The 13,592-nt window shown below is 63.4% G+C and carries 10 protein-coding genes; 7 read left to right on the top strand and 3 right to left on the bottom strand.

Features of this window, described 5'->3' with window-relative positions; translation table 11 throughout:
• Positions 1–12: 12 nt before the first annotated feature.
• The 3 genes from ACZ5WW_RS25230 to ACZ5WW_RS25240 form a co-directional block, all read right to left on the bottom strand.
• Positions 13–684, bottom strand: a complete 672-nt coding sequence (locus tag ACZ5WW_RS25230; protein ID WP_377171411.1) for a DUF4276 family protein — start codon at positions 682–684, stop codon at positions 13–15.
• Positions 681–1,769, bottom strand: a complete 1,089-nt coding sequence (locus ACZ5WW_RS25235; RefSeq protein WP_377171409.1) for an AAA family ATPase — start codon at positions 1,767–1,769, stop codon at positions 681–683. Before ACZ5WW_RS25235 ends, ACZ5WW_RS25230 begins: the two co-directional genes overlap by 4 nt.
• Before the next feature lie 139 nt (positions 1,770–1,908).
• Complete coding sequence (locus tag ACZ5WW_RS25240) at positions 1,909–6,603, bottom strand: hypothetical protein (protein WP_377171407.1); 4,695 nt, start codon at positions 6,601–6,603, stop codon at positions 1,909–1,911.
• A 404-nt stretch (positions 6,604–7,007) separates the two neighbouring features.
• On the opposite strand from ACZ5WW_RS25240, the gene ACZ5WW_RS25245 reads away from it, so the two are divergent.
• The 7 genes from ACZ5WW_RS25245 to ACZ5WW_RS25275 all read left to right on the top strand — a co-directional run bounded on the left by ACZ5WW_RS25245 (position 7,008) and on the right by ACZ5WW_RS25275 (position 13,310).
• Entirely contained in the window at positions 7,008–7,778 is a 771-nt protein-coding gene (locus ACZ5WW_RS25245; protein ID WP_377171406.1) for a hypothetical protein, read from the top strand.
• A gap of 107 nt (positions 7,779–7,885) precedes the next feature.
• Entirely contained in the window at positions 7,886–8,086 is a 201-nt protein-coding gene (locus ACZ5WW_RS25250; RefSeq protein ID WP_377171405.1) for a hypothetical protein, read from the top strand.
• Between the two features lie 9 nt (positions 8,087–8,095).
• Positions 8,096–8,740, top strand: coding sequence for a hypothetical protein (locus ACZ5WW_RS25255; RefSeq protein WP_377171403.1), 645 nt, complete (start codon positions 8,096–8,098; stop codon positions 8,738–8,740).
• 123 nt (positions 8,741–8,863) lie between these two features.
• On the top strand, positions 8,864–9,106 hold the full coding sequence (locus tag ACZ5WW_RS25260; protein ID WP_377171401.1) for a hypothetical protein: 243 nt from the start codon (positions 8,864–8,866) through the stop codon (positions 9,104–9,106).
• A gap of 193 nt (positions 9,107–9,299) precedes the next feature.
• Positions 9,300–9,797, top strand: a complete 498-nt coding sequence (locus tag ACZ5WW_RS25265; RefSeq protein WP_377171399.1) for a hypothetical protein — start codon at positions 9,300–9,302, stop codon at positions 9,795–9,797.
• 598 nt (positions 9,798–10,395) lie between these two features.
• On the top strand, positions 10,396–12,711 hold the full coding sequence (locus ACZ5WW_RS25270; RefSeq protein ID WP_377171397.1) for a DnaJ family domain-containing protein: 2,316 nt from the start codon (positions 10,396–10,398) through the stop codon (positions 12,709–12,711).
• 101 nt (positions 12,712–12,812) lie between these two features.
• Positions 12,813–13,310 carry a hypothetical protein gene (locus tag ACZ5WW_RS25275; protein WP_377171395.1) on the top strand — a complete coding sequence of 166 codons (498 nt, stop codon included), beginning with the start codon at positions 12,813–12,815 and terminating at the stop codon, positions 13,308–13,310.
• Positions 13,311–13,592 lie beyond the last annotated feature (282 nt).

Consider the following 13,592-nt stretch of genomic DNA (forward strand, 5'->3'; position numbering starts at 1 on the left):
TGTGAAAGCGGATCATTCGCCTCCTGCGGTCTCCATTTTTTGAATCCATTGGTCAAAACGGCTGCATTCCTGTCGCATCACATCAATGCCAATTTCGATGGCCGCAAGGCTTCCGTAGAGCGGTTTTTCATAACCTGGCATGAGCTTCAGAATGCGCTTGCTGGGAGCGGTCAGAGGGCTGTCGTTGATTTCTTCGGGGGAACCAAAACTGTTTCTGATCAAAGCAAGCTCAGGCTCAAGATGTGGCTCGAAGATGCCAGATGCCAGCCGGGCAGGATCGCTGAAAAGCAGACCTTCAAATTCATACATTTGCACATAAGGTATGAAGCGCTGGATCACGCCGTCGTTCGTTTCTTGGAGGACATGGGATCGCAAAGAACTTTCGATGATTTCAGCTTTCTCTTCATGCGAGCGGCGCTGTGTCGCTTCCTGTTTGCCGACAAAATCAGCATCGAGTCCGTAGAAGTCAAAAAAAGTGGTGCACCATGCCTGTCGATCTCCTAGAAGCCTCAGTTTGATGTCCCGCGTCATGCGCTCAGTCGTCACGAATCCACCCTTGTGTCCCGGTTTGCCAACCAGAGACGCAGCCGGGAAAACTTCACGACGTTCCAGATAAGGTGCCAGGACTTCATTCACAAAGGTTTCCTCGGTCTGTCCTTCGCAGATGATATGGATCCGTTTCATCGCGATGGACGGCCTCCCAGAATATTTTTCTGCCATAGGTCGCCCAAAGAGTATTCCTCTTTCAGCCATTCAGTCAGTTCGTGTTCTTCAACTCTTCGGAGCACGCTGGCCCCTGCTTTTCGATCACAAACGATGATGTCCTTGGGTTCGAATTCATTGAGCAGGGTGACACTCTGAGTCGAGATGATGACCTGCTTCTCTTTGCTGGCGGAGCGGATCAACGCAGCCAGGATTTTGATGGCGTAAGGATGCAGTCCAAGCTCAGGCTCATCGACGATAATCGTTTCCGGTTGGAGTTCAGCAGGCTGAAGAAACACGGTGGTTAGACAGATGAATCTGAGTGTGCCGTCAGACAGATGCAGAGCCTTAAAGGGGATGTCTTCTCCCTTCTCCGACCATTCGAGTTCGATCTGTTCTGTGTTATCCGGACATGGGCGGAGTCGGAAATCACCGAAAAATGGAGCTGCAAGTCGGATCGTTTTAACAATCCGTTCGTAGGCTTCGGAATGTGCCTGTTGCAGATGATTTAGAAAGGCTGCGAGATTTCTGCCGTCAGGCCTGAGCAAACTTTGATCATTCAGCAGATGCCGCTGTTTCACCAAGGCGGTGTCCCCGGTGTCATGAAAGTGATACACACGCCACTGCTTCATCATGGGCACCGTGTACCTATAGATAGGTGTCCTGCTTGCACGTTCCACTTCGGTTTCGAAATGTCCTGATGCAGGCATCCAGTCACCGTGCATGTTCCACCACAAGCTCTCTTCGGCAAACATCATTCGGTTATCCAGTGTGGGCTCCAGGGCGAATTTGTAGCCATTGTTGCCGAAGTATACTTCCGCCTTGAGTTGTTCCGTTTTTTTTCGTCCGAAATGGAGGAAGGATTCCGGGCCGCCGCCTTTGCTGATGAACCTTTGAAGGTTCCCTTCCAGCATTTGTTGGATCAGTTTGAAAAACCCAATGAAGTTGGATTTTCCTGCACCGTTGGGTCCGATGAGTACATTCAGCGCCTCCAATTTCAGATCACACTCCTTCACGGATTTGTAGCCTTGGAGTTTGATTTTGGAAATTTGTCCTTCAGTGCTCATGATGGAATGGGCGCAACAGCTTGTCGCTCCCGCCTGATGCTGGCAAGCAAGGCTTAATTTTTTTGCTTGAACATTGCTGTCTGGTGCGGTGCCGCAATGGCAACACCGGCTGCTTCATCGGCACTTCATTCATTCCACTTTAGCGCTTCGCCTTTGCCGCAATGGCCTTGTAGTAGCTTTCGATGGCGGCGCGGTATTCGGGGGCGGCTTCGCTTCTGGTGGCTTCGGTGAGGTCGTCGGCCATCTTTTGCGGAAGGTGGCCCCAGTCGCCTTTGACGAGGATGGTGCCTTCGCCGAGGACGCCGTCCTGGAGCTGGGTGGCCTGGTTGCCGCCTTCGGCGGAGTTGGCCTGGGAATTTTGACCCTGCTGCTTCTGGTTTTGCGCCTGCTGCTGCCCGGGCTTCTGGCCGGGGGCCTGGCCCTGGTTGCGGGCGTCTGCCATGCTCTGCTGCTGCGCCTGCTGGGCGTTGTTCAGGCTCTGCTGGGCGTTTTGCTGGCCCTGGCCCTGCTGCTGCTGACCTTGCTGCTGCTGGCCGTTTTGGGACTGCTGCTGCTGACCGCTCTGCATGGGGTGGAGCTGGGCGTCTAGCTGATCGAGCGCCTGGGCGAGCATCTGGCCCTGGAGCTGTTCCAGCGGGGAGGCAAGCATGGGTGGGGAGGTTTTGCTGGCGGTGGCTTCGGCGGCTTTCGCGGCCTGGGCGGCGCTGGCCTGGCTCTGCTGCGCGGCCTGGGGATTGGGGACGGGATTCGCCTGGGTGGCCTCGGCCTGCTGGCCTGCCTGCTGGAGCTGGTTGCTGGCCTGCGCGGTCTGCTGCGCAGCCTCCTTGTCTCCAAGGCGCTGCTGATGGCGGGAGACGCGGGCGAGATCATTGGCGGCCTGCTTCTGGGCCATGCCGTTTTGCACGGCCTGCTGGGTTTCCTTGGCGACGGCCTGCTCTGCCTGCTGGGCGGTGGCCTGCGCGTTGTCGGCGAGGGCTTTTTGCATGGCCTGGTTTTTGGGCAGCTCTTTCTCCAGAGCCTCAAGCACGGCCTGGGGATTTTGCGTGGCGTCCTGGGCCATCTCGGCGAGCTGCTTGGCGCGGTCGTAGGCTTCATCGAGCGGCTCCTGCACGCCGAGCTCCTGCTCCATCTGCTGCATGGCGGCCTGCTCGGCTTCGGTGAGCTGCTGGCCGTTTTCCACCTTCTGCATGTTTTGCGCGAGCTGCTCCAGCGCCTGGGCGGTCTGCTGCTGGGCGCTGGCGGCGGACTGCAGGGCCTGGGCCTGCGGCTTGCTCTGCTGTGCCTGGGCGGCCTGCTTCAAATTCTGCGCGATTTGCGGGGTCTTCTGCTGCATCTGCGCGAGGGCGACGTCGGCGGTGCGCGCGAGCTGGGCTTCGGCCTGCTTGGTGAGGTCGGAGGCGTTCGCCTCCTGGCGAAGGGCGGCCTGGAGAGCGGCCATTTTCTCGGCGTTTTCGGCGGCTTCGGGGCGGAGCTCCTGGGCTTTTTCGGCGACTTCGGCCACGGGCTTTTCAGCCTTGGCGGCGTCGGCGGCGGTCTGGGTCTCCTGCTGGGTTTTCTTGAGGTCTGCGGCGACGCGCTTCATCATCTCGCTGACTTCGGGGGTGAGGGCGGCGAGCTGGGCGCGGGCGGCATCGACCTGCGGCTGGAGCTGGGCGGTGAGTTCATTGGCCTTCTGCTGCGCGTCTGCGGTGGCCTGCTGGGCGGGCTGGGAATTGAGCTGCTGGCCGGGCTGCTGCTGGGCGGCCTCGCGGGCGAGGTTTTTGCTCTGCTCGGCGGCGTTGCGGGAGGTCTCGCTGGCCTGCTGGGCGGCCTGGCGGAGGGTGTTGGCGGCCTGCGGGTCTTTCTGCTGCAGGGCCTCGGCGATGCGGGCGCGGTTGATCTTGTCCGGGAGCTGCTGGAGGGCCTCGGCGGCGGCGCGGGCCTGGGCGGCGGCCTGCGGGAGGTCCTGCTGGTTTTGCGGGCGCATGGCCTCTGCCTGCGCGGCCTCCAGGGCCTGGGCGGCGTCCTGCGCGAGGGCGTCTGCCTCCAGGGCGCGTGCGGCCTGGGAGAGCTGGGCGGCCTGCTCCCTGACGGCGGCCATGGCCTTGGTGGCCTCCGAGGGCGGGGCATTGCTGCGGCGGGCTTTTTCGGCCTCTTCCTGGGTGGGGAGGGGGTGCTTCTGAGCCTCGGCGGTCTGGCGGGCGAGCTCGTCGACGGCGCGGCTGGCGCGGTTCATGTCCAGCGCGGCCTGGGTGTTGGTGGCCTGATTTTGCTCACGCAGCTCGGCCTGGTCCTGGAGCTGTTTGGCGGATTCGGTGAGGAGCTTCTGGGCTCTCTCGGCGGGGGTGAGGCCGTCCTGGTCCACTTTTTTGTTGTGGCGTGGGTCGCGGGTGGCGTTTTCGGCCACGGCGAGGTAGTTCCGGGCCTCTTCGAGCTTGGCGAGGGCGGGGGTGTCCTGGCGGTTGAGGTTTTCGCGGCGCTGCTGGGCCTCATTGGCCGTTTGCTCGGCGATGCCGCGGCTGATGTCTGCGGCCTGCTGGAGGCGGTTGCGGAGATTGTCTGAGGCGCCGTAGAGGTGCTCGGGGCTCTTGGTCTGGTCCGGCTTGTCGAGGCTGCTGGCGAGGTCTGCGGAGGTCTCGGTGAGGCGTTTGTCCACCTCCTGAAGCTGGCCCCGGTTGCGGCCCTTGAGGGTTTCATCGACCTTGGCGAGGTCTTTCTGCAAGGTCTTGGCCTGGGCCATGAGGGCGCGCTGCTGCTCCTGCCATTTGGGGCGCTGGTCGGCGTCGCGATTGGCCTGGAGGGAGGTCTCGGTGAGCATGCGGGACTGGCGCTGGAGCTGCTGGGACTCCTGCGCGGCGATCTTGGCGCTGTCTTCGGCGGCAAAGGCGCGGAGGGCATCGGCCATGACGCTGGCGTGGCTGGCGGCTTCGCTGGCGGCGCGCTTGAGGGGATCGGTGTTTTCGATCTCGGGGGCGTTGAGCTTTTCGAGGGTGGGGAGCTGCTCGCGGCGGAGCTGGGCGAGCTTTTTGCCCAGGAGCTGGGCCTCGGCGGCATCGAGCTGGCTGGGGGCGTCGCGGGCGGCGTCCTTGAGGGCGTTCCAGAGATCTTCGGACTGGGCTTTGACCTGCTCGAGCTTTTCCTGGGCGGCGGCGAGGGCGTTGGCGGCTTCGTCTTTGGCCTTGTCGGGGTCTCTTTCCTTGCGGGCGTTCTTTTCGCTCTTGCGGACTTTGTCGAGCTCCTTGCGCAGCTCGCGGGCCTGCTCGTCGAGGCGCTCGGCCTTCAGGGCGAGGCGGCGCTGGCTTTCGGCCCAGTCGCGCTGGCGGGGATCGACGGTCTGCTCCAGGATGATGACGCGGACGGGCGGGGACTCGGCCTTCTGGCCTTTGAGGTCGGTGGCGATGAGCTTGATGAGGAGGGCGTCTCCGGGCTTCACGCCGAGGGGGGCGAGGGGGAGGAGCGTCTGCACGGGGGCCTCCTTGGCTGCCTTGGCGATCTGGAGGTCGCGCTCGGCCCAGTCGGCACCGTTGATGGCGTGGGCGAGCTTCAGGGCACCGAGGCCGACGTCGTCGGTGGCGAGTCCGGCGAGGCGGACGGCTTCATCTGGCAGGAGCTCGATCTGCTCTGCGGGCTCGGTGATCTGCGCGGTGGGGGGGAGATCGGGGATGGTGGTGATGCGCCAGGGGGTGCTCTCCTCATTGGTGAAGCCGGTTTCTTTGGCCTTCAAGGTGACCTGCCAGGAGCTGTGCGCGACCTGCACGGCGATGTCTGCGGTGAGCAGGCCCTCGGGCGTGGTGGCGGAGGGCAGGGGCTGTTTCTCGGGGAGGTCCGGGTTCAGGACGAAGTCGCTGCTGGAGAGGGGCTGGTTGGCCTTGAGGGTGAGCTTGATGGTGGAGCCGTCGAGGGCTTCGAGGTCGCCCTGGTCGGCGGTGGATTTGGACTGCTGCCAGCCGGAGTAGGCGGGGGGGATGATGGTCTTGGTGAACTCGACGATGCGGGGGCGCGGGCGGGCGCTGAGGGTGCGCCAGGGGCTGATGGCATCGGCGGCATGCACGCGGTAGCGGAGGTCTGTCTGGCCCACGGGAATGACGCCCTCAAAGCGTGCGGTGCCGACGGCGGAGAGTTCCGTTTTGCGGGGCTTGGACCCCTCCACGGCAAACTCCAGGGTGGCCAGCGCGGGCTGCGGGCCTTCGGTTTCGATGATGAGGGGGACCTCCGAACCGATGGGGGCGAGGGCGCTGGCCTGGAGGGGCTCGAGGATGCGGATCTTGACGGAGGCGGGGCGTTCGAGATTCGCGAATGGCAGCGCGGCGCGCGCCATGAAGCCGCCCAGGTGCAGGCCGGGTACGAGGCAGAGCAGGAGGATGACGGCGGCGACTGACCCCAGGGCGATGAACCAGGGGCGCAGCGCGCGGGTGGGCAGGCGGGCGGCCCAGTCGATGCCTTCGAGGGCGGAGGCGACATCTTCCTGGAGCTTTTCCCGGAACTCGACGGAGTCCTTCACGTTCACGCCGCCTTTGGGATCGGCGAGCTCGACGGCGGCGAGCAGGCGCTCGTGCAGAGCAGGCTCAGCAGCCTCGATGAGTCTGGCGGTGCCTTCTTTGCCGCTGGCCTGGGCGATGAAGCGCAAGGCCACGCGCCAGGCGGCGTAGGCAGCGCCGAGGTAAGCTGTTACCGTGAGCCACGGGCGAAGCGCGTCCGGAAGAAACCACGCGCGGTCCAGCAGGGCGATGAGCGCGAAGGCCGCGAGGGCGATGGCGGCGGCGCAGAGCAGGGCGCGGAACTGCAGGAGCTTCTGGCGGCGGCGGCGGAAACGCTCCAGAGCTGCATGCGTGGCGGGACGAAGGGCGAGATTCATGCGTGGAATGGAAGCTTAACGCGCGGGGGAGGGGTGTTCTTTGCGGGGAGAGGGCGATGGATGGGGAGGGTGAAGTGAAAAGGGGTAAGTGAAAGGGAAAAGGGAGGGAACGCCCGGGGAGAATGGAGTCGTGGCGGGAAGGACTGCAAACTGCAAAATGGGAACTGAAAATGGTACATGGGCCGGAGGTGGGAGCGCGGTCACCACGTGGGGATGGGGAGCAGGGGGCGGGCCATGGCGTGGGGATGGAGAAAGGGGGCTTGCAGGGGCGGATTATCGGGAGCGCAGGAGCTTGACCTGCGGCGGCTTTTCCGATTTCATGAAGGGGAATTCGATTCAAATCAGACTGGCTCCACGGGGTGCGTGGCTGGCAGTCAGGCGGTCAAAACCAACCCGATGCCTTTATGAAGCGACAAACCCTGATGGTCCTGATGATGGTGATGCTGTGCGGCGTGGGGAGCTTTGCGGCTGATCCCTTTGAGTTTATTCCGAATCAACGGCCTGCGGGAGAGCCGCTGGCGAAGCTTCCGGGCGGAATCCCGAGCACGGAGGGGAAGGTCACGCTGTTTGCGGATTACGCGCGGGCGGTGAAGGGGCAGGACGTGGATGTTTACCTGATCAACCGCAGCGACCGTGACATCGTGCTGGGCTCGCAGGATGGGGATGTGTATCTGAAGCTGGAGACGCGGAAGGAGGATGGCTCCTGGGTACGGGTGCAGCCGCATGCCTTTAGCTGGTGCGGCAACAGCTATGGCCGCATGAAGGTGAAGAAGGACTGCTTCTGCAAAATCAACGGGCATCAGCCCAAGGAGGGCAAGCCTGCGACGATCCGCTTCCGGCTCTACATGCAGGGCAGACTGGATCTGGCGACCGATGCAGGCGAGGGGTTGGTTTCAGAGAAAGAGGCTGAGCAGGCGGCGACGGATGTGCTGGCGGTGGAAAAGGGATCGTTTGAGTTTGTGCGGGACATTGCCACTGGGGCGCGGACGATCGTGAACACGATGGATCACAACAAGGACATGCAAGAGATTGCCATCATGGCCTTGGGCTCGGGGCGTTTTCCGAAGGAGAAAGTGGAGCCGCTGCTGGATGAGATCGGGCGGAGGTTTCCTGGCAAGCTTGCTGATGTGACCTATGCCCGAAGCCGGCTGATCGAGAAGGATCTGAAAAAATGAAGAGGTGCATCACAGCATGGATCTGCTTTTTCACTCTCCACCTGTCATGCTGCCATGAGTGCTGAAACGGCGAAGGGCATCTGGCTGAGTGTGGAGGAAAAAGAACCATGAACGCGGCTGATCCAGCGCAGCGGCCTGCAGAAGCGGCAGATTCACGCGGGCGGGACTTCTTCTGGCTCGGGGTGTTTGTGCTGCCGCTGTTCTGGTCGTGGTTCACGCTGTCGAAGACACTTGCCCGGGGTGAAGCGTGGGGTGAGGTTTCTGGCGCTTTGCGATCTCTGCCAATCCCGGCCGCCGGCATTCAATGACTGACTGAAATGAAAGCACTTTTTATCACTGCCTTGCACCTGTTCGTTGCTTTTGCCTGCCTGACTGCGGCCGAACCCGTGGTGGTTCCTAATGCGGCCTCGCCCGATGGGAGGTTTGTCATCCGCCTCACTCATGATCGGGCCAAAGAGACCGATCCTCTTCTTGAGGACTCGCCGAACGTCCAGATTGTCGCAAGTGCAGGCAACCGGGTGCTTGTGACGTTTCCGTATGCGGCAGATCCCGAGTCCGACCCCCAACCACTCCGCACTCATATCAGGGCGCACTGGAACGCCGATGGATCGGCGGTGGCCCTGTCGTTCTCCGAGCGGTTTTACACGCATCTCCTTGTTTATCGCCTGCAAGGCACGTTGGAAATGCCGGAGGCCTTCGCCGCGGTCACGCTGCCGGACACGGTTCCTGTGATCGAGGCCATGATCCCGCGCTTCAAAGGGTTTCGGTCACGATGGCACCTGAACTTTCAGGGCTGGCCTGGCCGCAGCACCCTTCAGTTTTCGGCAGGCACGGGCGCACTTATCAAGACTCTCGCAGTAGATGAAGACCCTAATTTCATGGCGGTCTATTCCTTCACCGTGGACATCTCTGACCCCAGGACGCCTGTGATCAAACGAGTGGAACTTGTCACCGAGGATTGAGGCAAATGCTCACGAAGGCGCCCCTTTTTCATGGAGGTGAAGAAAGCGGATCATGATGTGATTCTGGGGCTTGACCCGTTCCCGGTTGAGTGAAAAGGAGGCGCATCTTTTCCCGCCGACGCCATGAGTGATTCCGAGCCTTTGCTGATTTATCCGATCCCGAGTTTGATTTCGATCCTGGTGAGCAGGGAGCAGGAGAAGGGGAGCCCGCTGACGGAGGCGGAGGTGATCGAGATCCGCAATGGCTGCAAGGCGGCGGCGGTGCCGAGGGATGTGGCGGAGAAGATCGATGCGGAGCGCGGGTACAAGGACATCGACCCGCAGCGCTGCTGGGAGGAGTGGCAGGAGGTGCGGAAGAGTTTTTGATGGCATCGCCGTGGTGTTTGGTTGACGGCGGGTTGTGGGGCTGGCGGTAGCACTGACCGACAGACAGGAGCCGGAGCGAAGCGTAGGCAGCCAGCCGAAGGCTGCCCGCAGGGCGAACGGAGTGAGGCAATGTCTGTCGTACTTCCTGAGCTTCGCTTTTGCCGGGCTGCTGTTTTCTGGTAGGCTGCCTGCCGTGAGCATGGATGCCGAGCGGCCATCGTCGAAAGAGTTTCCCTGGAAGTGGGATGATTTCATCCTTCCGCTGCTTCTCTTCATGCCTGCGGGTGATTTTGCGGCGATCTATGGCGGGCAGGCTGCGGCTTTGCGCATCCCGGGTGCTGAGGTCGTGCTAGCCAGTCCGTGGCTCATGCTTGCCAGCGCTTTCTTGATGTCGCTGTTTTTTGCTCGCACGCGACTGGCGCGCTGGAGGCATGGGATCACGGCGCTGCTGGTCCTCATTTGGGTGATGTCTCCAGTTTGGCTGCTGGAAAAGGGCAGTTCAGCCATTCCGCTTTCGCGTGAGCTGACCCAGGAGGAATACGCTGACTTTCGGGAGGCTTTTGAGATTCCGAGTGCGCGCTATTCGGCGACGGGAGAGGGGCATCGTTTGCGTGTGAGGCGTGAGGATGACACGGCGGGGCTGAGGTGGTACCTGAAGCGTCTGGGGGTGCTGGGGGCTGCGGGGCGGTAGGTGATGCGGGCGTCTTGATTGCTCCACTGCCTGCGCGATGGCCCTGCAGGCGGGCCGATGATTTTTTGGAGTGCGGTTGCGGAACGAGGAACGAGTGGAGCTACCGCTTTCGAGTGGCCCAGGGCTTGCGTGAGTTCTGCGAGGTGGGAAAGGCCGGCAATCTCCCGCATCCGGTGGGCTTTGGGTGCTGCTCCCGCCGTCCTGGCCGTCGAAAGCGGTAGCTTCGTTCATTCTTCACTTCGCAACCGCAGTCCAAATGGCGCTGCGTTGCGCCGTGGCTGGTTGTTTGGCGCGGAGTGCCATAGCCGGGGACCAGGATGGTCTCCCTCCTCCGCAGAGGAGTGTCCGAGGGATGATTTTTCCATTGCTGGAATTCATCATGGATGGTCTCCCTCCTCCGCAGAGGAGTGTCCGAGGGATGGTGGGAGGCGTTCTATCGAGAGATGTGGTTATTCTCGTTTTCGAGAATAACATCACTGTCAAAAATCTTACTTTCTGCGGAGTATGATTTGGCATAAATATCATTGAATCTGTCCTGAATCAGAACTCTGAAGTCGGATTAATTGTGGAAAATCCAGAATCGACATCTCTCAACTCTTTGCCGTTCGCTCCGGGCCTGCCTTCCGCAGGGTCGCCGGGGGAGATGATGAACCCGTTTGCGGATGATGTGTGCGGAGGGCCGTTTGGAGTGGCGGAAAACCGCTCGGTGCCGGGGATGAACGGTGACATTTTGGAGCTGCTGACGACGTCGATCGACGAGCGGCAGAGCAGCGCGGGCCGCGCTGGCGGGCAGCCTTTGCTGATGCTGACGGCGCCGCGTGCGGGCTATGGCAAGACGCACCTGCTGGGGCGTCTGGCGGCGGCGGCAAACGGGCAGGTGGTGCTGGTGCCGCTGGCGTTTCGGCTGGAGGACGAGATCGGTCTTTCCGCCGTGGCGGTGCGCGGGCTGGAGGCGATGGCGCGTGCGGAGGCCTCGCGGGCGGGCTGGACGAAGCTGCGAGAGGCCTGTGCGGGTGTGTGCGCGTCGCTGGTGCGGCGGCTGATCGAGAACGGGACGCTGCCATGCGCGAACCCGGAGCAGGCGCTGCGGGTGCTGAGCGGCGACCCTGTGGAGGTGTTTGATGTGAACGGTGGCGCGAGGCTGATCGGCGACTGGGTGCGGCGCTTTGAGGGGCAGCTGCGCAGGCCGATGACGGAGCAGGCGATGAGGCGCGTGCCGGCGATCCCAGCGGCGCTGGAGTCGTGGGTGAATGCGATGCTGAACCACGCGCTGGACGGGGGGCTTTCCCACATGGCGGTGCTGCGCATGCTGGCGGCAGATGAGAGCAACGAGGGGCCGGTGACGTGGCTGCGGCTGCTGGGCCTGTGGCGGCCGGTGGTGCTGCTGGTGGACCACCTGGACGCGTATTACCGGAACCCGGAGGCGGGGCTGAAGATCGCCACGCTGCTGCTGGACATGTCTGAGATGGACGGGGTGAATGTGGTGCTGAGCCTGAACCAGGATGTGTGGCAGGCGACGTTTGGCCACCACCTGCCGAGCGCGATGGAGGACCGGCTGACGGCCTCGCAGATGCTGCTGCGGGGGATCAATGAGACGGAGGCGACGACGCTGCTGGAGCTGAGGCTGCAGCAGGCGGGCATCGCGGCAGAGCTGGGGCGTGAGTTTGCGGTGTTTCTGGATGTGAAGCGCTACTTCATGGGGCGGCCGCTGGGCTCGGTGTCTGCGCGTACGTTTCTGCGCCATGCGGCAAAGCAGTGGGAGTTTTTTCAGCAGACGCCGTCTGCCCCGCCCGCTGTGACGGGGGGCGTCTCTGCCCTGGGGCTGGCTGCGGAGGAGCGGGGGCTGCCGCTGATGGCCGAGGGCGCTGAGGACGAGCGGCCGGGCGAGATTTCGATTTTCGACACGGGCACGGCGGTGCAGATGAAGCTGATGGCGGAGGGGCTGGCGGAGCCGACGCCGGCGCTGCCGCAGGAGGATGAGGCGCCGCTGCTGCCGCCGCCTGCGGGGCTGAACGGGAACGGCATGCACCCGCCGCCTGCGGCCATGGCGAGCGGTGAGGAGGAGGATGCGGCGGAGGAGGCTCCTGCGCAGTTCTCCCCGAGCTCTGCGGGGGCGTTTGAAAATCTGCGTGAGATGCTGGGCAAGCTGAGGCAGCCGAGCACGCCGCCTGCGAAGGCGGAGAGCCAGGGGGCGAAAAATGTGGCGGAGCGTCTGGCGGATGTGCTGGGGGCTGCCGCGGCCTCGAATGCCCAGGCTGCGGTGGCGGAGCTGCCTGCCCCGGCTTTTGCGGCTGCGGCACCGGCCTTTGTGCCGCCGCCAAACCCGGAGCGCGATGCGCTGCTGGGGAGGTATGAGGCGCTGAGGCTGCAGATGGCTGCGGAGGCGGTGTCTCTGCCGCTGGATTTCACGAAGCTGGCGGACCTGATCCGGCTGGCGGGCAAGCGCTTTCCGCTGGTGCGCTTCAGCGAGCATGAGCTGCCGGGCATGACGGGGCGGTATGCGATGTGCTGGTCGCTGCAGGGGCTGGAGGTGGTGTTTGGCCTGGCGAATTTCGCGGACGGCTCCTACTGGCGCACGCTGGCGGGCTTTGCCGCCGGGCGGCTGGCGGAGCTGAGCCAGGACGCGCAGTCCACCGGGCTGGCGGTGCCGCGGCTGAAGGTGACGACTTTCAAGACGGACCGTGAGCAGCAGAGCTGGGCGATCTTGCAGCACAGCACGGCGTTTGGCGAGGAGCTGAAGAAGCACGTGGATGTGATCCACCTGGACTCGCAGAACGTGGCGGCGCTGTATGCGATGCAGCGGATCATCAAGGAGGCGGAAAGCGGCGCGCTGGAGGCCACGCCTGCGCAGGTGATGAGCGTGCTGGCGCGTGAGCTGGACTTTTTCTGGAAGCGTGTGACGCGGGCGGCCTAAACGGAGTTGACGGTGGTTTACGGTTGTTGACGATGGTTGACAGTTGTTTCCTGAACCTGCAGAGCTGGGAAGGACGAAATGTGTGATGGAGAATGGCCGAGATGACTGATGAACAAGGAGAGCTGCCGGTGCTGCCGCTGTTTGCGGAGCGGTCGTGGGCGGTGGCAGGGCAGCTGCAGAGTCTGCAGACGGGGCCTGTGCCCAAGCCGGAGGTGACGGAGGGGCTGGAGCTGTTTCAGGCGCCGCCGCCAGTGGCGGAGGCGGACGGCTACTCAGCGTGGAAGTCCGAGATGGCTGCGGAGAAGGCGGCTGAAGAAGCACGACGGCGCAGCGCGGAGCTGCCGGTGCACGCGGGGGAGGACGGCTTTGCGCGCTGGAAGGGCGAGGCGGAGGCGGCGCGGCTGGCCTTTGAACAACGCTGGGGCGTGCCGCTGGGAAAGCCGGTGCGTGTGCAGCTGCGCGGTGAGCTGCGCGAGCGTGAGGGACTGCTGCGTGTGGCGGAGGAGGCAGCGGCGGCCGGTGCGGGCAGGCCGCTGCGCCTGACGCTGGGCGGGCACGTGTTTGCGGCGGGGGAGATCGAGAGTGTGGTGAGGGTGTGAGGCGGGTGGGGAACATTGAACATTGAACGGTGGGTGGTGGGGAGTGATGGGTGTTGCGGGAGCGTGAGGGATCGGGACGATCCCTCTCCGCCGGAGGGGGATCATCTTGATCCCCGCACAGGGCGTGTGTTTGCGTGATGAACGTGCGTGCTGGGGTGGTGGGGAGTGCGGGGAGTGCTGGGTGTGGCGGGAGCGTGAGGGATCGGGACGATCCCTTTCCGCCGGAGGGGGATCATCTTGATCCCCGCACAGGGCGTGTGTTTGCGCGATGAACGTGCGGGT

The organism is Prosthecobacter fluviatilis, from assembly GCF_055388355.1.